Origin of the sequence: Rothia sp. HMSC072B03, assembly GCF_001809565.1 — a bacterium.
GTDB lineage: Bacteria > Actinomycetota > Actinomycetes > Actinomycetales > Micrococcaceae > Rothia > Rothia mucilaginosa_A.
Window position 1 is genome coordinate 131,859 of record NZ_KV797966.1, and the last position, 21,152, is coordinate 153,010.

The 21,152-nt window shown below is 59.2% G+C and carries 22 protein-coding genes; 11 read left to right on the forward strand and 11 right to left on the reverse strand.

Going from position 1 to position 21,152, the window contains the following annotated elements; genetic code table 11:
* Positions 1-39: 39 nt before the first annotated feature.
* The 6 genes from HMPREF2630_RS01955 to HMPREF2630_RS01980 form a co-directional block, all read right to left on the reverse strand.
* Positions 40-426, reverse strand: coding sequence for a chorismate mutase (locus tag HMPREF2630_RS01955; RefSeq protein ID WP_070483151.1), 387 nt, complete (start codon positions 424-426; stop codon positions 40-42).
* A 75-nt stretch (positions 427-501) separates the two neighbouring features.
* Positions 502-717, reverse strand: coding sequence for a heavy-metal-associated domain-containing protein (locus HMPREF2630_RS01960; RefSeq protein ID WP_070483153.1), 216 nt, complete (start codon positions 715-717; stop codon positions 502-504).
* Between the two features lie 65 nt (positions 718-782).
* Positions 783-1,208, reverse strand: coding sequence for a metal-sensitive transcriptional regulator (locus HMPREF2630_RS09385; protein WP_070483155.1), 426 nt, complete (start codon positions 1,206-1,208; stop codon positions 783-785).
* Positions 1,209-1,500: 292 nt separating this feature from the next.
* A complete protein-coding gene (locus tag HMPREF2630_RS09270; protein ID WP_246822740.1) occupies positions 1,501-2,166 on the reverse strand; it encodes a hypothetical protein in 666 nt (221 codons plus the stop codon).
* A 497-nt stretch (positions 2,167-2,663) separates the two neighbouring features.
* On the reverse strand, positions 2,664-3,380 hold the full coding sequence (locus HMPREF2630_RS01975) for a DUF6318 family protein (RefSeq protein ID WP_049347545.1): 717 nt from the start codon (positions 3,378-3,380) through the stop codon (positions 2,664-2,666).
* A 394-nt stretch (positions 3,381-3,774) separates the two neighbouring features.
* Positions 3,775-5,286, reverse strand: a complete 1,512-nt coding sequence (locus HMPREF2630_RS01980) for a Sau3AI family type II restriction endonuclease (RefSeq protein WP_049347130.1) — start codon at positions 5,284-5,286, stop codon at positions 3,775-3,777.
* Between the two features lie 203 nt (positions 5,287-5,489).
* Between HMPREF2630_RS01980 and dcm the strand changes: the two genes are divergently transcribed.
* Positions 5,490-6,809, forward strand: a complete 1,320-nt coding sequence (gene dcm / locus HMPREF2630_RS01985) for a DNA (cytosine-5-)-methyltransferase (RefSeq protein ID WP_049347127.1) — start codon at positions 5,490-5,492, stop codon at positions 6,807-6,809.
* A gap of 78 nt (positions 6,810-6,887) precedes the next feature.
* Here the strand turns inward: dcm and HMPREF2630_RS01990 are convergent, their stop codons facing one another.
* The 3 genes from HMPREF2630_RS01990 to HMPREF2630_RS02000 form a co-directional block, all read right to left on the reverse strand.
* Complete coding sequence (locus HMPREF2630_RS01990; RefSeq protein WP_049347126.1) at positions 6,888-7,970, reverse strand: HNH endonuclease; 1,083 nt, start codon at positions 7,968-7,970, stop codon at positions 6,888-6,890.
* Positions 7,971-8,166: 196 nt separating this feature from the next.
* Positions 8,167-10,257, reverse strand: a complete 2,091-nt coding sequence (pta, locus tag HMPREF2630_RS01995) for a phosphate acetyltransferase (RefSeq protein WP_049347124.1) — start codon at positions 10,255-10,257, stop codon at positions 8,167-8,169.
* Between the two features lie 241 nt (positions 10,258-10,498).
* A complete protein-coding gene (locus HMPREF2630_RS02000; RefSeq protein ID WP_049344643.1) occupies positions 10,499-11,122 on the reverse strand; it encodes a GNAT family N-acetyltransferase in 624 nt (207 codons plus the stop codon).
* Positions 11,123-11,286: 164 nt separating this feature from the next.
* On the opposite strand from HMPREF2630_RS02000, the gene HMPREF2630_RS02005 reads away from it, so the two are divergent.
* The 5 genes from HMPREF2630_RS02005 to HMPREF2630_RS02025 all read left to right on the forward strand — a co-directional run bounded on the left by HMPREF2630_RS02005 (position 11,287) and on the right by HMPREF2630_RS02025 (position 16,439).
* Positions 11,287-12,174, forward strand: a complete 888-nt coding sequence (locus HMPREF2630_RS02005) for a spermidine synthase (protein ID WP_070483159.1) — start codon at positions 11,287-11,289, stop codon at positions 12,172-12,174.
* A 182-nt stretch (positions 12,175-12,356) separates the two neighbouring features.
* Positions 12,357-13,304 (forward strand): prephenate dehydratase, encoded by a 948-nt coding sequence (gene pheA / locus HMPREF2630_RS02010; protein WP_070483175.1) that lies wholly within the window; start codon positions 12,357-12,359, stop codon positions 13,302-13,304.
* A 116-nt stretch (positions 13,305-13,420) separates the two neighbouring features.
* Positions 13,421-14,728 carry a serine--tRNA ligase gene (serS, locus tag HMPREF2630_RS02015; RefSeq protein WP_049332388.1) on the forward strand — a complete coding sequence of 436 codons (1,308 nt, stop codon included), beginning with the start codon at positions 13,421-13,423 and terminating at the stop codon, positions 14,726-14,728.
* 99 nt (positions 14,729-14,827) lie between these two features.
* Positions 14,828-15,916, forward strand: a complete 1,089-nt coding sequence (locus HMPREF2630_RS02020; RefSeq protein WP_049344645.1) for a diacylglycerol/lipid kinase family protein — start codon at positions 14,828-14,830, stop codon at positions 15,914-15,916.
* A gap of 103 nt (positions 15,917-16,019) precedes the next feature.
* Positions 16,020-16,439, forward strand: coding sequence for a hypothetical protein (locus HMPREF2630_RS02025; protein ID WP_049332392.1), 420 nt, complete (start codon positions 16,020-16,022; stop codon positions 16,437-16,439).
* A gap of 311 nt (positions 16,440-16,750) precedes the next feature.
* Here HMPREF2630_RS02025 and HMPREF2630_RS02030 read toward each other — a convergent pair whose 3' ends face one another.
* Together HMPREF2630_RS02030 and HMPREF2630_RS02035 are read right to left on the reverse strand one after the other, a co-directional pair.
* Positions 16,751-17,635, reverse strand: coding sequence for a hypothetical protein (locus HMPREF2630_RS02030; RefSeq protein WP_070483161.1), 885 nt, complete (start codon positions 17,633-17,635; stop codon positions 16,751-16,753).
* 72 nt (positions 17,636-17,707) lie between these two features.
* Complete coding sequence (locus HMPREF2630_RS02035) at positions 17,708-18,376, reverse strand: DUF8175 domain-containg protein (protein ID WP_049344649.1); 669 nt, start codon at positions 18,374-18,376, stop codon at positions 17,708-17,710.
* Between the two features lie 683 nt (positions 18,377-19,059).
* Between HMPREF2630_RS02035 and HMPREF2630_RS02040 the strand changes: the two genes are divergently transcribed.
* From HMPREF2630_RS02040 to HMPREF2630_RS02060, 5 genes are all read left to right on the forward strand, one after another.
* Positions 19,060-19,248 carry a hypothetical protein gene (locus HMPREF2630_RS02040; RefSeq protein WP_049344653.1) on the forward strand — a complete coding sequence of 63 codons (189 nt, stop codon included), beginning with the start codon at positions 19,060-19,062 and terminating at the stop codon, positions 19,246-19,248.
* Between the two features lies 1 nt (position 19,249).
* Positions 19,250-19,837, forward strand: coding sequence for an ATPase (locus HMPREF2630_RS02045; RefSeq protein WP_256387520.1), 588 nt, complete (start codon positions 19,250-19,252; stop codon positions 19,835-19,837).
* Positions 19,838-19,904: 67 nt separating this feature from the next.
* Positions 19,905-20,171, forward strand: a complete 267-nt coding sequence (locus HMPREF2630_RS02050) for an antitoxin VbhA family protein (RefSeq protein ID WP_070483163.1) — start codon at positions 19,905-19,907, stop codon at positions 20,169-20,171.
* 2 nt (positions 20,172-20,173) lie between these two features.
* A complete protein-coding gene (locus HMPREF2630_RS02055) occupies positions 20,174-20,809 on the forward strand; it encodes a Fic/DOC family protein (protein WP_049344657.1) in 636 nt (211 codons plus the stop codon).
* 63 nt (positions 20,810-20,872) lie between these two features.
* Entirely contained in the window at positions 20,873-21,151 is a 279-nt protein-coding gene (locus HMPREF2630_RS02060; RefSeq protein ID WP_049344659.1) for a type II toxin-antitoxin system Phd/YefM family antitoxin, read from the forward strand.
* The last annotated feature ends 1 nt before the right edge of the window (position 21,152 follow it).

Below are 21,152 nucleotides of genomic sequence, written 5' to 3' on the forward strand. Positions count from 1 at the left end.
CGCACCGTCGAGGGTGCGCGAGGGAAAAATCAACGCGGCTTAGTGGTCGCCGGGTAGCCCATCCGGGCGGGTCGTGTGCGGGCGAACACCGGTCACCTTCGCGCCTCGATCGGAGACGCCGTACGCGCGTTTCACAGCGGCCCGCGGGAACGGCGAAGCGTTCGCCTTCTCGCGAGCCTTCAGACCCTGCTCGTGCTCGGCGGAACGCTTATTCGCGCTCGTGCCGCTGCGTCGCGCGGCGCCGGTCGCGTCTTCACGCGCCGTATATTCGGGGCTCTGCTTGACCCAGGAGTCGACCAGGGCGGGGTCCAGGCTCATCTGCCGGGCGACGCGGGTGATCGCGTCGCGCAGGTGCATGTTATCGACGCCGACGAGGGTGCGAACCGCGCCGACGACCATTGCGATGTAGTTAGCCGGGTATGCCATGGTGACTCCTGGGTGTGGGTTGCTATGTCTAGCGTACCGGTTTGAGTTGTCCCGGGGCTGTTGTGTGGCGGTCGATTAGACGGCGGGGGTGAAGCCAGCCTCGACGATAGCGTCTGCAACAGCCTGGGTGTTGAGGGTGCCCTCGTGCTCAATGGTCACGGTGGAGACGCCGTCCTTGACGACGTCCACGGTCACGCCGGTGACGCCGGGAACTTCGTTGACCTCTTCGCTGACGCTCATAGCGCAGTGGTTGCAGGTCAGGCCGGTTGCCTTAACGGTGGTGGTGCTCATGATGAGTTTCCTTTCGGTTGTGGGGTTGAAAACTTGGGTCCGCCTGGTGTTTAGGGGCAGCGTGTTTAGCTGCGCATGAGGCGGGAAATGGCGGCGGTTGCCTCTTTGACCTTGGCTTCTGCGATGGTCGGGTCGCCGGTGCGTTCGGATTCGACGGCGGCGCCGGTCACGCAATGGCCGATGTGCTCTTCGAGCAGGTTCAGGGAGACAGCGTGGAGTGCCTTGGAGACCGCGGCAACCTGGGTGAGGATGTCGATGCAGTACTTATCTTCGTCGACCATGCGGGCGATGCCGCGGACCTGCCCTTCGATGCGGCGCAGTCGCTTGAGGTGCGCCTCTTTGTTGGAGGCGTAACCGTGCTGGGTTTCGGGCGCCTCGCCGCTGCAGCATGCGCCGGTGTACGCCTCGGACTGTTCCTTGGCGGGTGCGTCGGATGCGGTGCAGACCTGGTCGGATGTGCTGTGGCAGCACTGGTTGCTAGTGGTTTCCATGACTCCAGTATATACCCTAGGGGGGTATCCCGCAAGGGGATGTTACGAGTTGTTACGCGGTATGGGTTTTCATGCCGAGCTGTTTATGCCGAGAATTTTCGCTATGGGGCTGTAACCCGTGCAGAATTTGTGCCATGGTTTAGTGTCTTCTGCCATGGCTTTTAACTACGACCAAAGACACTAACCTATGGCACAATTTTTCGGCACAGCACGGTAAAACAAAAACGGCCCCGGACGCACATGCATCCGGGGCCGCCTGCTGCAGTTATCTATATGTCATGTCAGAGTTGGTTTACATGTCGGGCCAGTCGCGGTGCAGTGAATACTCTGTGTCCCCGTCACCGCTGTCGTTTAGATGCCAGCGCTGGCCGGTACGGACATCTGCCTTGCGCAACCTGGGGTTCGGGTTATCCTTTTTACCCATGGTGGGGTCGTTCTTGCAGCCCCAACGAGTGTCGTCTTCATCGCAGGTGCCGCCGACGCGTCCCACATCAACCCACCACACACGAATCAGTAGCGGGTCACTGGTCGCCTGCGGGGTCACCATCATCATCTGCCACGGGCCACCATCCACACGGAAACGAGCCGTGTAATGCACGGTCGCGTACGCGTGGAAGTTGCCCGAACGCTGGTAGGCGTAGCTGGTAGCTGTTTGACGCGGACGTTCGCGTGGGTAGGTGGTGACCGGTTTGCCCGCGGTGTAGTTGGTGTCTGTATCGCCGTTGCCGTACTCGATGACGTAGGAGGAGGGCATGAGTTCAATTTCGACGTGTCCGGCGAGCATGTCTGCTTCGAGGCGGTAGGGGCCTCCGTCGTCGACGTAGAAGTTGATGTTGTCGCCTTTGTAGACGTTGGGGTCGCCTTCGGCTCGGCCGGTTCCTGCGGGGGGGTTGTAGGACTGGTGGAGGGTGGGCTTGCCGGGTTCTAGGGACTCTGCAGCATGGCGGATTTCCTCCATGACTTCTTCGTAGGTGGGGCCGGTAGGGCCGGGGTTGTTGGTACCGGTGAGGGTGCGAGCATTGTCGGGGATACAAATTTCTGATGTGGGGCGCTTTCCGAGACCGTGGTCAACAGATATACCGTCGTCACGGACGAAACGGTTGGCATAGTTAACGTGACCGACACGTCCGTCTTTTGTAATGCAAGCGTTGAGTGTTGGGTCGGTTTTTGAATACACCATGGTTAGGCCATTGGGAGCTTTAGAAGTGTACGTATCTGAATTTTGACTCTGAGATCCTGAGTTATTATTTTCCGTAACAATATTGTCTCCAGTGGATGAAGTACCACTATGTTTATTGTTCTTCTTAGGGGTTCTCTGCGTTTGACATATTTTTGCGCTACTATCTGAGGAACATTCATGGGTTTCCACTTTTGCCATTGCAGGAGTATGTAAGGAAAACAAAATTGTCAGAGTGAAAACCTGAGATGCAATTAGTTTATGAATCCGCATTATATTTAATCCTCAACAGGTTCATAATTCATAATTTCCCACTTTTGACCGTTGTGCTTCATCTCAAATTTAAAGGTGTCGTCGGTTTTATCGTCATTACTCCATTTGCGCCAGCTACCGTCGGACTCAACGTAGGTCTCAGAATCCCACTCACGGTAGGCCTTCCAGAAATAAGTTTCACCATCTTCCGACCAGGGGTTACCGTCAGCTAGATAGTGGTTTATGCCGCCAATAATCCACCCGCCACTTTTGTAAAGATCTTCGACATCTGAATAGGCTTTAATCTCATCTTCGAAAGAGGGAGACATAAATTTGCGTGCCATCGAATAGTCACCTGTTTGAGTACCATAGTTGCCCCACATAATCCAGGCATCCAATGTTTTGCGTATACCATCTATGGATTTTTCTCGGTACCCGTCTTCTGGAGCATTGGGTTTCGGTACATTCTGCGCCGGACCGTACTTATCCGCAGGGCGGTATTCCCCATCGGGGGCTTTGGAACCACCCGAGTAGCCTCGAACAGTAGACGGAGTAGCACTCGCTGAAGGCGACTCAGATGCCGCAGCAGAAGCCGCCGCTGTCTCGCTCGGCGTGGCGGAAGAAATTGAGCCCGTAGCCTCGTTGGTGGCCTGCTGGCCGCATGCCGCAAGCAGACCGCTCAGGCCGAAGAGTGCGCCGCCACTCAGCAGGGTGCGGCGGGTCAAAACGGATTCAGGTCCCATTGTGGTGCTCCAATTGTCGGTGATGGTGTGTATGTACTAGTCGAGAAGCTTTCTTTAGGTACAGCAACGTATCCAAAAGCACCCAGACTAGGTACCTCGCATTATCGATGCACCGGTGCATCGCTATGGGTCCCGAGACCACCTTACAGGATGTTTGCCATCTTTTGCAGTCTTTTGAGGTTTTTGGTGGTGAGAGTTCGTTGTTCGAGCGTCTTTGCCTGCCGGGTGGTGTGCGCGACTTCTCGTGTTGGGACCGGTCGATAGGGTGCCTTCACCGCGGGTTAAAGACCCGCGGCGAAGACACTAACCTATCGAAAACCTCTGTCTAAAAAGCAGGCGGCCCTGAATGTATATACATTCGGGGCCGCCTGCTGCGGTTATTTACATTCGATTATTAGTCCCATTGACCTTCAAGAATCTCCCGAACAAACCTTTTAGGTAGCCAGAAGGAGTGCTTTGTGATGTGGCGACCATCGGGAAGCTCGTCGGTGTCCTCGATACAACCCTTTCCGACAAACTTACCGGGCTCAATCTCGTAATAACTATTATTAGCGTGCACCTTGGTGTAAATGATTTTATTCTTCCTGCTCTGAGGGAAATTAGTTGAAACCCTGACTCCATTCTTGCCGTTTGGTCGGGGTGTAAGCTCAACACCTCGGTTGATAATATCCTTTGTCTCCTGCCGTACCCTCATTAATTCAGGCTCTAGGGAGTCGGGGAATCCCCAGAACTTGACCTGATTCAGACAGAAATCACCGGATTCATTCTCGCGGAAAATTACGAACAGAATTTTCTTTGAAAAAATTTCGGTATATACGTGAGAATCTTCCCATTCCTCATTATCTTCATTTGCAAGTTCAATAAATGAATATGATTTAAAGGAAATATCTTCTTTAATGCTCTTGTTTCGCTTAACTCGAATAGCTCGAATCATCATATTTGCCTTTTTGAACTCGGTGGTATTTTCAATTTTTTGAGGGAGGTCAAGAAGTTGCATCATTTTTGTTATAATGGAGTTATTGCGACCCTTGGATTTAAATTTAACATCAAACTCCTTGCAGAGTTCCTCCTCGCTTTTACCTCGATACTGCAGAATTTTTTCTTCAAGAATCTGAGTAAAAGGCTTCGAGGTATCCTTGGTGGCTCGAGCAATACTCTCTAGTTCCTCGGAAGTAAAGATAGTCTCCTGGTAGAGACGTGTTATGTAGCTCTGCTTGAAAGACCAGGCTCTTTTGTTTGCTGGTGCGTCACTAAAAGGCTGAGAGGTAAGGTCTCTTCCTTTGCCGGCACCTTTGCGTGAGGTGGACAGATACATGCCGTCCCTTTCGGAGAGTTCGTGAGCACGCCCTTCTTTAATTTTCTGTGCAATTTTCTGGTAATCGCTAATAATTGTTGGCAAGTCCTCTTCGAGGATTTTTAGAAGATGAACTTTAGCAATTTTATTTTTTAGAATATCTTGGTCTTTGATGAAATGGTAAGGAAGGAGGAGGATGGCCCCTCCTTTCTTCCATGCATGAGATTTATAAAAATCATCTAGATTTTCATCCATATAATTAATGTTCCCAAGGACCAGTCGTTCTTTGGCGGAGATTTTTTCATCTTTATTTACTTTGAAAGGGGTAACTTTAAGTTCTACTCCCACCTTGTTAAAGTCGGGTTCATTTGAGCTGTTGGTGGGGATGCCAAAATAATATTTTTCAATATATGTCCCGTACCTCCCCTTTGACGCACTACTAATTTTTTTGTCTGGTGTGGTGGAGGGGGTTTGATTGATGTAGTCCTGATAAGTCTTGTAGGCGGATTCCTGGAAGGCCTTGAGAATATCGGCAAACTCTACTCCTACTACTTTTTGAGCATATTTGTAGATGCTCTCGATATCCGAGTCATCGTAGTTGAACAGCTCCACTGTCTTTACTCCTCTGCTTGATTGATATTGCCGATAATATTGGCCATGCCGTGTTCTTGTTTTTATGCTACGTCAGATACGGCGGCTGCGCTCTTCGTCTCGTCATTGGCTTTTCTGAGATCCACTTGATCTGAATAGCTGTTCTATGTTATAGTATTAGTATTCGAATATATTTACAAGAGGACTATAAGGACTACTGACTCATGGATCAGAAAACCACCAGCAGTAGCCAGCCTATCCGAGTTATCGAGCTTTTCGCCGGCGTAGGTGGCTTCCGCTTAGGATTTGAAGGCTATAACGCCAACGGCATGACCCTGCCCTCCGCAGGCCCCTTCACGACCGTTTGGGCGAACCAGTGGGAGCCCCCGGGAACCGTTGGCCGCCAGTTCGCGGCACGTTGCTACCAGGAACGTTTCGGAGAAGAAGCAAACCTCGAAAACCGCGATATTCACGCCGTACTTGATGATGTTGAGGCGGGCCTCTATGAAATTCCCGATGCCGACCTGCTCTGTGGCGGTTTCCCCTGCCAGGATTACTCGGTCACCAAGCCGCTTTCGCAGTCGCACGGTATTGAGGGTAAGAAAGGCGTGCTCTGGTGGGATATTTACCGTGCGCTTGAGCTGAAAACCCCCAAATACGTTGTTCTGGAGAATGTCGACCGCCTGTTGAAGTCGCCCGCTAAGCAGCGAGGCCGTGACTTCGCTATTATGCTCTCCTGCTTCTACGCGCTCGGCTACAGCGTCGAATGGCGCGTTATCAACGCGGCAGAGTACGGTCACCCGCAGAAGCGTAAGCGCGTCTACATTTACGCCGAACACAACGCCCCCGAATGGGATTTGTCGCGCCGCATCACCCACACCGGTGTTTTGGCGGAAGCGTTCCCGGTCAAAACTGCAGAGTCTGAGGGTCTTCTCTCCGTCTTCGAAGAGCTCAATGAGGCCGATAAATTCACCATCTCCGATGACCCCTACTACGAGACGGAACACTTCGGAATCGGTGCTAAGACCTCGCCCTTCCAGATTGCCGGTGTCATGCAGAACGGCACCGTGCTCACCAGCAAGGTAGAACCTGACTACCGCGGCGAATTTAAGACGCTCGGTGACGTAGTTCTTCCCGACTCTGAGGTGCCGGAGCAGTTCTTTATTGCCCCTGATAAGGTGCCTTCTTGGGAATACCTCAAGGGTGCAAAGAAGGAAAAGCGCATCAATAAGGCGAGCGGCTTTGAATACTTCTACACCGAAGGTTCAATGTCTTTCCCCGACCCGCTCGACCGCCCGGCGCGCACCATCCTGACCGGCGAAGGAGGCTCGGGCGCCTCCCGCTTCAAGCACGTTGTGGTTGGTGACTCCGGTGCGTACCGTCGCCTCGTTCCTGATGAGCTGGATCAGCTGCAGGGCTTCCCTCGAGGCTGGACTGACACCGGTATGAGCGACGGTAACCGTGCCTTCTGCATGGGTAACGCCCTCGTGGTGGGTATCCCGCACGAAATCGGTAAGGCTATCGCCCGCCGACATAACCAGTAAAAACGCACAGGAGGTGCAGTAGCCCGAAAGCTACTGCACCTCCTTTTTGCGTACCCGGTGGCCTAAACCAGAACAGGCCTAGACTAGTGCTTCTTCAAGCCAATTTAGACCCGAGCGGTGCTCATCCAACAGCTCCAGGGCACGGTTCGGCAACTCAACCTTCAAACGAGCACCCGCCAACGACTGATACTGCGTATTCCCCAAACCGGGGTGCAGAAGAAGAGTCCGCGAAGAGCTCACACCCACCAACTCACTATCGAAGAGCTTATGCAAATCCTTGCGCAGTAGAAGGCCCTCCTCCACGCGGTGTTCGCCTTCGTGTGCATAGCTGTACAGGTGCGCCGCGTCCAGCGCCGCCGTATGGCAGGTGCCGGTAAATGCACACATATTGCCGAAGCGGTTCAACAGCTCTTGGCGGAACTGCCCCTGGCCCACACGAGCCCTGACCGTGCGCATCGTAAAACCGCCCCGAGGATTCACCGGCACCCCGTGAGCATCGTTCAGGGGAAGCTGATGAATACCCGAAGTGTTCAGGCTTTCAAGCCAGTCAAGGACTTTCGCCGTATCGAGGGCGACGATGCTGTTCTGAGTGTTGTACTTGCCCGGCATACTCAGGTCCTTGAATGAGTCCTTATCCGCTGCGCCGATCAGCTCAGTCCAGGTGTCACCGTAGTAGGCAATAAACCGCTGAACTTTCTCGGTTTTCTGCGGCGGGTTTTTGTGCAGACGTTGCTCGGGCTTGAGCTTGTCTCTTCTCAGACACTTTCCATCGCAGCGCCACAGCCCATCGGACTTGAAGGTGATGCGGCTGCTCCCACAGTTGGGGCAATAAGTCATGACCTTATCGGCTTCGTATGACTCAATTTTTCGGATAACAGCGGACCCGAGAAGAATTGAATTATCTCGAATCAGCACGAAGTCACCCTCTCGAACGTTCTTGTGGTTAGGAACTTTCGAGTCGTAAACGTAACGGAACTCTAGAGCGTCATCGTAGACTTTTCCGCTGGCGGCGCTTCGGTTCTCTTCGTCGGGAACGGAGCGCAGTAGCCATACCTGCGGGAGCCGCACGTTAGTTGAAGCGTGCTTGCTCGGGAGGCTGAGGGTCGTCACCACGGACGGGAGAACGAGGTCCGGCAGTGAGGGTGTTGAGTTGTTGTCCATAGCAGCAGCCTAGCAGCCCGGGCGGTTTGCTGCTGCCCGGACGGTCACCGGCTCGGGGTGAGGGGCGGCGGAACCCTGTAATTACAAAAAATCTCCCGCACCGGGTGGAGCACACCTCCAAGGCATGCCCCCCAGTGCGGGAGATTTCTATATCAACGGAACGCCGCAACCTTCACGCTACAGCGCCGCGTGCACCTTACAGGCTCTGTGCCTGAATTGCGGTGATCGCAACGGTGTTGATGATGTCCTCAACGGTGGTACCGCGCGACAGGTCGTTCACGGGCTTACGCAGACCCTGCAGAACCGGGCCCACAGCGGCAGCACCCGAAGACTGCTGAACAGCCTTGTAGGTGTTGTTACCGGTGTTCAGGTCGGGGAAGACGAACACGGTAGCCTGACCAGCAACCTCGCTGCCGGGCAGCTTGGTCGACGCAATAGACATGTTCGAAGCAGCGTCGTACTGGATCGGGCCTTCAACCGCGAAGTCGGGGTTCGATGCGCGCACGAGCTCGGTTGCCTCACGCACAACGTCCACGTCTGCGCCAGCGCCGGAGGTGCCAGTCGAGTAGGACAGCATAGCAACCTTCGGCTCCACACCGAACTGGCGTGCGGTCTCTGCGGATGCCTTCGCAATGTCGGCGAGCTGCTCTGCGTTGGGGTTCGGGTTCACTGCGCAGTCGCCGTAGACCAGAACGCGGTCTTCCATCAGCATGAGGAAGACGGAGGAGACGATCTTGGTGCCGGGGCGGGTCTTGATGAACTCGAGCGAGGGGCGGATGGTGTTCGCGGTGGTGTTCACAGCACCGGAAACCATGCCGTCGGCGATGCCCTTGTAGACGAGCATGGTGCCGAAGTACGAGGGGTCGGTCATGCGCTCGCGAGCAGCCTCGATGGTGACACCCTTGTGTGCACGCAGCTCGGCGTAGGTTGCGGCGAAGTCCTCGGAGTACTCGTTGTTCTCGATGTCGATGATGCGGATCGAGCTGGGCAGCTCAATACCCTCAGCCTGGCAAATCTCTGCAATCTTGGCGGGGTTGCCGAGCAGGATCAGGTCGCAGAAGTCGCGGCGTGCAATGATTTCGGATGCACGCAGGATACGCACGTCGTAACCCTCGGGCAGGACCACGGAGCGGCGGTTTGCGCGTGCGGTCTCGATGAGGTTGTGCAGGAAGCGCAGCGGGGTCATGGAAGCCGGGCGCTCGATGGACAGGCGGGACAGCAGCTCGTCCTTGTTGACGTGCTCGTCCCAGCCACCCAGGGCGGCGGCCAGCTTGCGCTGGTGACCGCTCTCGAGGGAGCCGTGCACGCGGGAGACGGCGCGTGCGGACTTGAAGGTGTCGTGCTCGGTGGACAGCACCGGGAAGGGTGCGTTCTTGATGAGCTCGCCCACAGCGGTGTGCTGGCCGGAAACGTCGTCCAGGCCGCCGGTGAGCAGCACGCCCGAGGGAGCGGGGAAGGACGGTGCCAGTGCGGAGGCCAGGGTTGCGGCCACGATGTCTGCACGGTCGCCGGGGACAATCACGAAGTCGCCGTCGACGAACTGGCCCAGGAAGTTGGAGACGGTCATGGCGGCGACCTTGATGCCGTGAATATCGCGGCTGAGGTCCTCCGCCTTCACGCCGGCGGTGTCGAGCTTGAGGGCCTCGGCAACCTCACCGACGGTCGGAGCGGTCAGCTCGGAAATCTCGGGCAGCACGTAGACGGGCAGGTTTGCCTCGCCGCGCTTGACGGACTTCTCGATGTCCTCGCGCAGGGCGGGCTCTGCACGGTTGACGATGACGGCGAGCAGGTCAGCCTTGGATGCGGTCAGCTCGGTGCGGGCCACGTCAACGGCGGTGACTGCCTCTTCGACGGTGGCTTCCTGCGCACCGACGATGGCGACGACGGGCAGGCCCAGGTCGCGTGCAATCTGGACGTTCAGGTCGAATTCGACTGCGAGTGCGTTGGCGGGCAGGTAGGCGCCGTCAACAATCACGACGTCGCTGTTGGCTGCGACCTTCTCGTAGGCGGATACCGCGCGGGAGGAAATCTCTTCGGTGTCGCCCTCAGCGATGAGTGCGAGTGCGTCGTTCATGGAGACGGCGCCGCCGACCTGCTCCTCGGAGAGGTTGAAGTGCTCGCGAATCAGGCGTGCTACGGGGTCGTCAGCGATGGTTGCGCCGTCGAAGACGGGGCGGAAGAAGCCGACGCGGTCCGCGCGCTTAATCAGGGAGTCTGCCAGGCCCAGGGCAATCAGGGACTTGCCCGAGTTCGGGGACGTAGCGGAGAGGTAAAGACCGGTGGTCATATTCTACTTTCCTTCGGTGGGGTGGCGTTCGGCGCCGGTACCGCGCGTGCGCAGGGGTTCCCTGTGTCTGTGCGGTGTGCGTCGAGCGTAGGTCACTTTCTATGTTAAGACTTTGCGGGTGTGGCGCCTAACAGCGTTTAGGGTGCGATGTGTCGCACGGCATCCCGGGCGGGGCCGCCGCGTGCCTCGCGGTGCCCGCAGCTGCTGGACTAGCCGTCTGGCCCTCCCGTCTACGGGTTGTTTACGGGTTGGGGATGCGCGCGTACCGTACGCTGTGGCCGGGCGCCCAGATGCCGCGTGCCTCAAATTCGATGCTGTTGCGCTGGTAGCCGAGCCGCTCGTAGAAAGAGAGCGCCCGTTCGTTTTCTGCCATGACCCACAGGTAGGAGTTCTCGTCCGGGTAGATGACGGATTCGTAGAGTGCCTGACCGAGCCCGGTGCCGTGCATGTGGTTGAGGGTGTACAGGTGCACGAGTTTACGGGTGCCTGCGGGCAGTTCGGGGAGGTTGTCGGCACGTTCGAGCTCCCAATCGGAGGGCTCGCAGAGCGAGAGCGTCAGGCCGACCGGCTTCTCCCAATCAATCCGCGCGCCGATGGAGCAGGAGAGCCCGCCGTCAGGGGTCCAGCCGGGCACCTCGTAGGCGAAGAAGCCGCGCACGGTGGGGGAGGAGAGGTGGCGGTGGAAGTCTTCGAGGTATTCGTTGCGTTCGGCGCGGTGGCGGGCGGTGAAGCTCTCCCCGAGCGTGTCAAAGTAGATCGGGTCGTAGGTTTGCTCCATGCAGTCCAGCTGCAGGTTGACGTATTTTTCGGCGTCGGTCGGTTCAATTGGTGCGAGCGCGTAGCGGCCCTGACATACAAATCCCATGAGTTCTAGTCTACTCAGTCGGCCCCTGTGGAGGCGGTTCCTTGCGGGTGCGTACGCTAGGGGCGTGCGGGAGCGGCACCCCGGGATGCGAGCGCCGTCGGGCGGCCCGCCCCCGATTAGGTGCGGCGCTGACCGGGGGCGGGTCGTCGGCTAGGCTAGTGGGTATGGCGAAAAAGAGCAGGGCACCGAAGAAATCCCAGAAGGCGCAGAAGAACCAGAAGAACCGGGCTGACGATACCGAGAACACCCCCGTGCAGGGCGCGGCGGCAGGCGTGTACCCCATCTCCACGGGTGAGGCGGAGCTCGTCCCCGACGGCTACCACGCCGACGGCTGGCTGCTGCTCATCAACGGCGTGCAGTCCTCCCACGTAATCGTGGGCGAACCCCGCCAGCTCGACTTCGAGTACATGCGCTGGATCGCGGCGGTCGTCTCCTCCCACGTGGCAGAGCACCTGGACGCCGCGAAGCTGCGCATCACCCACCTGGGTGGCGGCGCGTGCTCGATGGCGCGCTATTTCGCTGCCCTGTCCCCGACCAGCCGCAACACGGTCGTTGAGCTGGATGCCAAGCTCGCCGAGTATGTGCGCGCCTGGTTCGACATCCCCAAGGCGCCGCGCGTGAAGATTCGCGTGGGCGAGGCGGGTGCCGTCACCTCCACGTTTGCCCCGGCTTCCCGCGACGTGCTGATTCGTGACGTGTTCGCCGGTGACACCACCCCCGAGGCGCTCACCACCGTCGAGTTCACCCGCACCGTCGCCGAGTCGCTCGCACCCGGCGGCCTGTACATCCTGAACTGCGGCGACGGGCCGGCGCTGACCGGTGCCCGCGCTGAGGCATCCGCCCTGCTCGAGGTGTTCGAGTACGTGTGCATCGTGGCGGATTCGGCCATGTTGAAGGGCCGCCGCCGCGGCAACGTCATTATTGCCGGTTCGCACGCGCCCCTGCCGGAGGCCGGCTCCGTGCAGGCGGCCGCTATTTCCCGTGAGCTCATGGGTGGAGGCGTGCCCGCCCAGTACTGGGACACCGCGCGGGTGCGCCAGTTCGCGGGTTAGATTTCGGGGATAGGTTAGTTCCTTCGGGGATAGGTTAGTGACGTTGGGGGTGGTTCTTAACCACCCCAAAAGTCACTAACCCACCCCTAAAATCGCCAACCCATGACCGAAGCCATTCCGAGATATATACGGCACGGGCGAAACCCCACCGCTACCGACCCCAACCCGATACCATGGTGACCATGCGATACACCTATCTGGGCCCCTCCGGCACCTTCACTGAATCCGCCCTGCTGAGCGTCCCCGGCGCATCCGACGCCGAACGCATCCCCGCCACTAGCGTGCCCGACGCGCTCGCACGCCTGAACGCGGGCGAGGCGGACGCCGCCATGGTGCCCATCGAAAACTCCGTGGAGGGCGGCGTGAGCGCAACCCTGGATGCTATCGCAGCCAGCGAGGGTGTACGCATCATCCGTGAGGTGCTCGTGCCGATCCGCTTCGTGCTGGTCGCCGCGAAGCCCATCAGCATTGAAGACGTCAAGACCATCTCCACCCACTCGCACGCCTGGGCGCAGGTGCGCGGTTGGGCGCAGGAGAACGTGCCCGCCGCCGCCTACCTGCCCGGCTCCTCCACCGCCGCGGCGGCTGTCGGCCTGCTCGAAGAGGGCTGCACCTACGATGCGGCAATCTGCTCCCCGGCGCTGCTGAACTACCACCCCGAACTGCACGTACTGCAGGACAATATCGGCGACAACAAGAACGCCGTAACCCGCTTCGTGCTGCTCTCCCGCACCGCCGACATCCCCGAACCGACCGGCTCCGACAAGACCACCCTGACCGTGCCGCTGCCCGCCAACCGCGCCGGCGCCCTGCTCGAACTGCTCGAACAGTTCTCCGTGCGCGGCGTGAACCTCTCCCGCATCGAATCGCGCCCCACCGGCGAAGGCATGGGCTCCTACTCGTTCAGCATCGACGCCGACGGCCACATCTACGAGGCACGCATGCGCGACGCCCTGCGCGGCCTGCACCGCGTCTCCCCGACGCTGAAATTCCTCGGCTCCTACCCGCGCGCCGACCACGAAAACACCGAAGTCGACAGCATCCACTCCGATGCCTCCTTCGACGCCGCACACGAATGGGTCGAGTCGCTCTTCCCGAACGGCCGCCCCGCACAGCTGCAGCGCCACTAACGGCACCACTTACAACACCACAGGCCGGCCGCCGCTAGACACCCCCCGCACCTACCCGCGCCCCACCAGCGCAAACCCCGCCCACAACCCACCGCAAGATTAGGTAGGATAAAACAGTGATTGATATTAACCTCCTCCGCGAAAACCCCGACGTCTTCCGCGCCTCTCAGCGAGCACGCGGCAAGGACGAAACCCACGTCGACCGCATCCTCGAAGCCGACGCCGCACGCCGCGCACTCATCGGCGAATATGAGACCCTGCGCGCCGAGCAGAACGCCTTCGGCAAGAAGGTCGCCAAGGCACCCAAGGAAGAAAAGCCCGCACTCGTCGCACAGGCCAAGGAACTGGCCGCCCGCGTCAACGATGCGAAGGCAGCCTCCGAGGCGAAGACCGCCGAATACGAGGAACTGATCAGCAGCATCGAGAACCTCATCATCGATGGCGTGCCCACCGGCGGCGAAGACGACTACGTGGTCGTCAAGAAGGTCGGTACCCCCCGCGACTTCACCGCTGACGGCTTCGAGCCGCGCGACCACCTCGAAATCGGCGAGCTCGTCGACGGCATCGACATGGCCCGCGGCGCGAAGGTCTCCGGCGCACGCTTCTACTTCCTCAAGGGCCAGGTTGCCCGCCTGGAGCAGGCACTCATGTGGATGGCGCTCGACCTGGCAACCGAGCACGGCTTCACCATGATGACCACCCCCACCCTGGTACGCCCCGAAATCATGAACGGCACCGGCTTCAACGTCAAGCACGACGACGAAATCTACCGCCTGGAACGCGACGACCTGTACCTGGTCGGCACCTCCGAGGTGGCGCTCGCCGGCTACCACACCGACGAGATTCTCGACTTTGAGAAGGGCGCAAAGAAGTACCTGGGCTGGTCCTCCTGCTACCGCCGCGAGGCTGGCTCCGCAGGTAAGGACACCCGCGGCATCATTCGCGTGCACCAGTTCAACAAGGCTGAAATGTTCGTCTACTGCCCCGTCGAGCAGGCAGAAGAGATGCACGAGAAGCTGCTGTCCCTCGAAGAGGAAATGCTGCAGCGCTGCGGCCTCGCATACCGCGTGATTGACACCGCCGCAGGCGACCTGGGCACCTCCGCAGCCCGCAAGTTCGACTGCGAGGCGTGGGTCCCCACCCAGGGCACCTACCGTGAGCTGACCTCCACCTCGAACTGCACCACCTACCAGGCGCGCCGCCTGAACATTCGCGAGCGCACCCCGGACACCGTGGACGAGGCAGGCAACGTGCGTAAGGGCCGCACCCGCTCCGTGGCAACCCTGAACGGCACCCTGGCAACCACTCGCTGGTTGGTGGCTATCCTGGAGACTCACCAGCAGGCTGACGGTTCTGTTGTGATTCCGGAAGCACTGCGCCCGTACATGGGCGGCGCCGAGGTTATCCCCGCTGTCGCTGAATAAGGGAAACCCCGCCCGCTGAGTAATCTCAAACTCGGTCGAAAACCCGCTCACCGCGTAACCGGTGGGCGGGTTTTTGCGTGGGCAGGTAGTCTAAGAACTATGCCTCTTTACCGTAAACTCCTTGGTGTTTCTGCAGCGGCGGCGCTGACCGCCTCCGCCACTGGTGCCCGCAAGAAGGCGCGCCGACGCGCTATCGAGCTGGGCGCGCCCTTCGGCGTTCTGCCGACCCTGCCCACCGGTGAAGCGCAGCGTGTGGGCGTGGTGTACAACCCGAGCAAGCCGGGTGCCGCGGCCACCGTTGAGATTCTGGAACGTATCCTCGCGGCGAACGGCCACCCGAAGGCGCTGGTGCGCACCACCCGCGTGGACGAGCCCGGCTCAGAGGCCGCCCGCGAGCTGATTGCCGAGGGCGTTGACCTGCTGATTGCCGCAGGTGGTGACGGCACGGTGCGTGCCGTGGCGGCGGCGCTGGCGCATCACGAGGGGCCCAAGCCGCGCCTGGGTATTCTGCCGATGGGCACCGGCAACCTGCTGGCGCGCAACCTGTACATCCCGGTGAGTGACGTGGCGGCGTGCGTTGATATTGCGCTCAACGGCGTGGGTCAGGACGTTGACGCGATTGAGATGACGACTACGGGCACCACCGGCGAAGAAACCGAACACACGTTCTTTGTGATGAGTGGTGCCGGCTTTGACGCGCTCGTCATGAACGATACGAACGAGGAGATTAAGGCGAAGTTCGGCTGGGTGGCGTACGTGCAGTCCGGCATGAAGCATATGCTGGGCAGGTCGCATCCGGTGCGCATCAGCGTGGACGGTGGGGAGCCCCGCATCCTGCCCATGCGTTCGGTGCTGGTTGCGAATTGCGGTCGCCTGCAGGGCGGTATTCGCCTGGCGGATATGACGGATGTGCACGACGGCAAGCTTGAGGTGATTGTGGCGTCCCCGCGTGACCTGGTGGAGTGGGGCCTGCTGATGGCGAAGGTGATGCGCCGTACGATTCTGGGTTCGCCGCGCGTTGAGCTACCGGTGATTCGCCACCTGGTGGGGTCCGAGGTGGTGCTGGAGTTCCCGGATGGTGCGCAGCCGGTTGAGGTGGATGGCGACCCGGCGCCGTCGGCGCACCGTATTAGCGCGCGGGTGCTGCCTGCCGCCGTGGAGGTGGCGGTCCACCCGGACGTGCTCTAGCGGGCGTGGTTTGCTTGCGCCTGTTTTGAGGAATCGCCCAGGTGGGTGACGTATTCTCAGGGGAGTTGATGTATACACCGAGTACGTCAGGAGACAACCACCTATGAGCAACCAGCCGGCACTTCAGCACACGTATCTTCCGCATCCCGCAGATTATCTGCAGGAGAAGCCGCGCCGTGGCTTCTGGAAGACTGTTCTGCGTATTATCGCCTGGGGCATGTACATTCTGAGTGTGCCCGTGTGCCTGGTGGTGATGGGGGTCGTCATTGTTGGCCTGGTGTTGCTTGGCGGCTCGATTGATAACGTGATTCTTCACTTTGTGGTCATGCTGGTGATGCCTTTTGTGGCTCTGGTCCTTGGCTGTGTTGGGCTGTATTTCTTTGGTGTGAAGATCATTGGTGGTCTTTTCACGTATTCGCGGGCTGATAGCGAGGTGGAGGACGGCGGCGAGCGTTTTGTGCTGGGTACGTACGAGCTCTTCGCTGAGATATTTTCGGGCCTCCCCGACATTGACTTCTTCTAACGGAGGCGGGGTCTAGGGTCTGGGTGGAAGTTGGTTCTGCACCCGAAATACTTATATGTGACCTGGATTATGAAAAAAAACAGCGATTTTTTTCACTATTTCCTGAAAATCAGAGGGGATAGTGAAAAAATCGGCGATTTTTTTACACTATTTTTCTCGCCGTCCAGTCCGGTGCAGTTCTCGCTTCTAGACGCTGTGAGTCGGCAAGAATCCCGATAGCTAGAGGATCAACCCGTAAACGTAGAAACAGGGGAGGGGGCGCACCGGAGTGCGTCCCCTCCCCGTGTAGAGCTTGCTGCTTTCCGTAGCGCCTAGTAGTGGTAGTGGTAGTGATAGCGGGGGGCCGAGGCGGCCACCGCCGTAGCCGTAGTCGCCACCAAAATGCCGGATAGCAGAACGTTGGCCCTGCGCTGCTCGTACAGCTGCTTGTCCATCATGTCCTCCACGATAGCGTTGTGAATTCGCGTCTCGCGGGCCTGCTCCTCCATGCTCAGGCGCACCCACAGCTGGTGCCTCTCCTGCTCGTACAGGTTCAACGCCTCCTGCAGGGTGTAGGTGCGGCCCTGGCGAACGTACTTGTACAGGGTATCCGCCGCGTTCGGGTACAGGTAGTCTTCCGGGAACCAGTGGGAGAAACGCTCCATGTACTCGTTGTGCACCTTAGACAGCTCGGCGATGGCCGGCTCCTCATAGTCGCTCCACACCGAGTCGTTATGCGCGCGACGCTTGTTGTTCTCCCGCTCGACCTTCGCCGCCGCCAGCGGGTAGGCGACAAAGTACATCAGCGACCACCAGAGAGCCGCAATCACAATCGCCGAGACAATCGCCGGCACGTGAATGGTGTGCCACGGAATATCGCTCGAGTGAATCTGCGGGTTGGCGTACAGGTAGCGTAGATAGGCGATCAGCATGATGATGGAGCTGGCAAGGTACGTCCACGGAATCAGCTTAAAACAGGCCACGAAGAGCCGCTTGAGCTTAATCCGAGGGGGCTCAGGTACGGCGGCAACGTATGCCTTCTGCGCGCTCTTCATCGAATCGGCCCAGGGCGCGGCGCGATCCACCAGCTGCTTGACCTGGCGGAGGTGCTCCAGCAGGTCCTGACGCTGATGCATCTGCTCCTGCGGAATCGGCGAGTTGGTGGAGGGGACTGGGATGGGAGCCGGACTACTGGCCGACATGGGGGTCTGCGACATCGGGGTGCCCTTTTCGTAGTGTAAAAGTGTGTATCTGCGTGCTACTCGTGCGGTGCGGCGAACGTGAGGAACCTACGCGGCCGTCCAGGTGACGTACTTGTCCTTGGCGAATTCGTCGGTCACCTGCGGCTGCTCGGCGGGTACCCACAGGGCCCAGTCGCCGTTGTGCCACTCCATGGTCGTCTCAAAGTAACGGTAGGTGCCTGACGGGGTCTGGAAAAGAATACGGATGACGGCGCGTTCCGGGGTGTACGACATGTAGCGGTACCCCATGATGCGTACGATGGTGCGGGTCGTCGTGTCCTGCAGGCGGTCCTTGGTGATTTGCTCCGCGCCGGGGCCGATGACGGTCGGCAGGTACGCCTCCGGGCTGTCATTGACGTGGATGAGTGCCCACGCGGATGCGTACAGGGCACCCTGCGCCGAGTGCTCAAAACAGCTACGAATCGGGGATTCCACGACGGGGCCCGCGGTCTGCGAGACGGGGCCTATCCATCCCGATTCGGTGGTCACCCACTGGGTGTCCGTCGGTGCGGTCTTCAGAACGGTTTTGTCTGCGGATGCGCCGGCCCCGCAGGTTCCGGGTTCGGCCGCAGCCTGATTGGGGGAGCCTAGATGCTCGACCGGGGAGGCCCCGCCTCGCGGCACCATGAAGAGCAAGATGGCGAGGACGATGAGGCCGAGGATGTAGAGGAAGACGTAAACTCCGCGTGGGATGCTCGAATGGGGGGTTTGCTGCAACGTGTCTCCAATCTTTGCGCTCCCAGCGGTGGGAACGTGGCGTGGCCCGGCCCCTTGGTGCGGGGGCTGCTTTCGTAGAGTGTGGAGTGAGTGAAGACGGCGCGAGGCTCCGCGTGCCAATCCAGAGTGGAATTGATGATTCCGGATGGACTGTCGGCGCCCCGGGGCAGGTGTCAGATTTACCCTATCACGCCTGCCGCTAGGGCGCTGAGCGAACGGTCGTTCTCTCATGAAGAGAGCGTAGAACACGGCAAAAGTCGCACCCCGTGGGCGCGCCTTTCTGAGGCAAAATCCCTGTCTGACAGCGTGGTGGCTTCTATATATTTCACCACCTGCAACCCAGGAGGGCCCATCCATCCAACCTAGCAACTCGGGGTCACTAGTGCCGCCTTCAGGTTTTTGATGCACCATCAGACTACCATCCGTCGGAAACCAGTATCCAGAGGTTTGTCATGCCGGGCGGCACCCTCCCCAGAATGACCGTGGGCGGTGCCTGTTTTCGGCAGTTGGGTTAGGCTGGAATATACGAGGTGCCCCACAAGAAAATTGGTGAGTGGGGCCGCCGCCGGCGCCCTCGGGAAGCAGAGGGCACAAGAAGTGAACTCTTCCATCGAACCCGGCGCAACCGCCAACGTAACCGAGCGATACCGGCCCGTCTACTACCTTCCGGAAAGGGGATAACCATGGAAGACAACACCCCCGACTTTGAGGCGCTCCACAAGTACCTCGTAGACAACAGCTCAGAGGTCTTCACCCCGCTTATCGAGGCCGAAGAAGACGACGAAAAGCGCCGCTTCTACCTCGCCCTGCAGACCTACTCCCTGCAGCAGAAGCAGCGCATCGTTCTCGCTGACGAGAACTTCGTCGTCTAAGCTGTTTAGGCAGTCCAAGGAGCCGCACATGAAGCCCCAATACATCATCATCGGCGGGGTCAACGGAGCCGGGAAGAGCACCCTCTACCGCACCAACCCGCAGATTTTCGGCGCCACCCGCCGCCTCAATGCCGACGAGAAACTCCGCGCTGCAGGAGGCGACTGGCGCAACCCCGCCGACGCCGCCCGCGCCATGCGAGACACTGTGCAGGACCTGCGCCAAGCGCTCGCGGCCGGTGAGTCCATCCACCAGGAGACCACTCTTGCGGGTAACACCAAATCCTTCCAGAACCTCATCGACCGCGCCCACGCCCAAGGGTACGAGGTGGCCCTACTGTACGTGACGCTCAATAGCGCCGACACCGCCGTGAACCGGGTCGCCGCCCGCGTTGCCAAGGGCGGGCACGGTGTTGACGAGGCAGATATCCGCCGCCGCTACGACAGCTCCCACGCGAACCTGCAGGTGCTCGCCTCCTCTGTGGACATCCTGCGGGTCTTCGACAACACCCGCTGGTACGAACCGGTGTACTGGCGTGCCGGTTCAAAGGTGTTGCTCGACGAGCCGAGATACGGTCTGCACCTCAGCTAACCGTCACCTCCCACCCTCACGACCCAGCCGTGAGGCCGACCTGTGAAGGTCAAGAAAGGAACATACAGTGTCAGATCGTTTTGCCCTGCACCTGCGCTACCCCGAACTCTTCGAGCCGCTCACCGAAGAGCAGCGCCGCAACATCATGCAGCCCCTCGCCTCATCCTGGCTTGAGGGCGACAACCCCACCCGCGAAGACGTCACGCTACTCATCGACTACGAGCTTGGGCGAATCACCGCGGAAGAATACGACCGGCAGGCACTAGCGAAGGCGCTCGCCTACCAGGTGCTGACAAGCCAAAACGTGGACCAGCACGCAGAGGAGGGCGAATAACCGTGAGTCATCAGCAGAACTGGGCGGCGTACTTCTACCCCGAACCCCACCAGCACGTCATGCGGAACAAGCCGGGTATCAAGGACCCCGCGGCGCTTTCGCTCTACGAGCACCGCATCATCACCCGACGAGGCTACGAGCTCACCAAGAACCCCGAGCTCATCGCCCACACCTTCGACGCCGAGCACCTCAAGGCCATTCACCGCTACCTCTTCCAGGACGTGTACGACTGGGCGGGGGAGTACCGCACCGTGGACATGTCCAAGGGTGTGAGTGCTTTCGCGAGCGTTCAGGATGGGCCGCTGAGCATTGACCGGTACCTCGACTACGTTTTCGCCACTAGCCGCGCGACCGACTGGGTGAGCCTGAACCATCAGGAGTTTGTGGAGGTTGCCGCCGCGATTTTCGCGCACCTGAACCAGGCGCACCCCTTCCGCGAGGGGAACGGCCGCGCGACCCGTATTTTTATGGATCACCTGGCGGCGCGTAGTAATTTCCGGTTTGATTATGCGCGTGCTGGCCGCCGTGGCTGGAACCAGAGTTCGATGTTTAGCGGCCCGGATCGCGGGTATTTTGAGGTGCATCCGGAGGAGCTGCATCAGCTGTTCGGCATCATCACTGTGCCGCGTGATTCCTAGTCAGGCCACTAATACATATTGGGCAGAAGAATATCGTTATATATTCAGCTAAGTGAGGCAATAGTGAATCAAATATCAATTCTTGAATTGGGCAACAGCCTGGAAGACACGGTTACTCGTGTATCCCACACCCACGAACGAGTTGTCATAACTAAAAATGGCAAACCTGTTGGTGCTCTTATCTCCATCGACGATTTATCTCTTCTAGAACGCCTCGAAGACGAACGTGATGCTCACGAGGCCGCGGAACTGCTGGCAAGGACTAAAACAACCATGCCGTTCGCAGAATTTGTGGAAGCCCTGGAAGCCGATATCGAATCCGAGAACACGGAAGATAAATAAC

What these genes read in the sequence shown, in the direction of transcription:
- HMPREF2630_RS01955 (WP_070483151.1), bottom strand. Translation starts at nt 426, where the DNA reads ATGGCATACCCGGCTAACTACATCGCAATGGTCGTCGGCGCGGTTCGC.
- HMPREF2630_RS01960 (WP_070483153.1), bottom strand. Translation starts at nt 717, where the DNA reads ATGAGCACCACCACCGTTAAGGCAACCGGCCTGACCTGCAACCACTGC.
- HMPREF2630_RS09385 (WP_070483155.1), bottom strand. Translation starts at nt 1,208, where the DNA reads ATGGAAACCACTAGCAACCAGTGCTGCCACAGCACATCCGACCAGGTC.
- HMPREF2630_RS09270 (WP_246822740.1), bottom strand. Translation starts at nt 2,166, where the DNA reads ATGGAGGAAATCCGCCATGCTGCAGAGTCCCTAGAACCCGGCAAGCCC.
- HMPREF2630_RS01975 (WP_049347545.1), bottom strand. Translation starts at nt 3,380, where the DNA reads ATGGGACCTGAATCCGTTTTGACCCGCCGCACCCTGCTGAGTGGCGGC.
- dcm (WP_049347127.1), top strand. Translation starts at nt 5,490, where the DNA reads ATGGATCAGAAAACCACCAGCAGTAGCCAGCCTATCCGAGTTATCGAG.
- HMPREF2630_RS01990 (WP_049347126.1), bottom strand. Translation starts at nt 7,970, where the DNA reads ATGGACAACAACTCAACACCCTCACTGCCGGACCTCGTTCTCCCGTCC.
- pta (WP_049347124.1), bottom strand. Translation starts at nt 10,257, where the DNA reads ATGACCACCGGTCTTTACCTCTCCGCTACGTCCCCGAACTCGGGCAAG.
- HMPREF2630_RS02000 (WP_049344643.1), bottom strand. Translation starts at nt 11,122, where the DNA reads ATGGGATTTGTATGTCAGGGCCGCTACGCGCTCGCACCAATTGAACCG.
- HMPREF2630_RS02005 (WP_070483159.1), top strand. Translation starts at nt 11,287, where the DNA reads ATGGCGAAAAAGAGCAGGGCACCGAAGAAATCCCAGAAGGCGCAGAAG.
- pheA (WP_070483175.1), top strand. Translation starts at nt 12,357, where the DNA reads ATGCGATACACCTATCTGGGCCCCTCCGGCACCTTCACTGAATCCGCC.
- HMPREF2630_RS02020 (WP_049344645.1), top strand. Translation starts at nt 14,828, where the DNA reads ATGCCTCTTTACCGTAAACTCCTTGGTGTTTCTGCAGCGGCGGCGCTG.
- HMPREF2630_RS02025 (WP_049332392.1), top strand. Translation starts at nt 16,020, where the DNA reads ATGAGCAACCAGCCGGCACTTCAGCACACGTATCTTCCGCATCCCGCA.
- HMPREF2630_RS02030 (WP_070483161.1), bottom strand. Translation starts at nt 17,635, where the DNA reads ATGTCGCAGACCCCCATGTCGGCCAGTAGTCCGGCTCCCATCCCAGTC.
- HMPREF2630_RS02040 (WP_049344653.1), top strand. Translation starts at nt 19,060, where the DNA reads ATGGAAGACAACACCCCCGACTTTGAGGCGCTCCACAAGTACCTCGTA.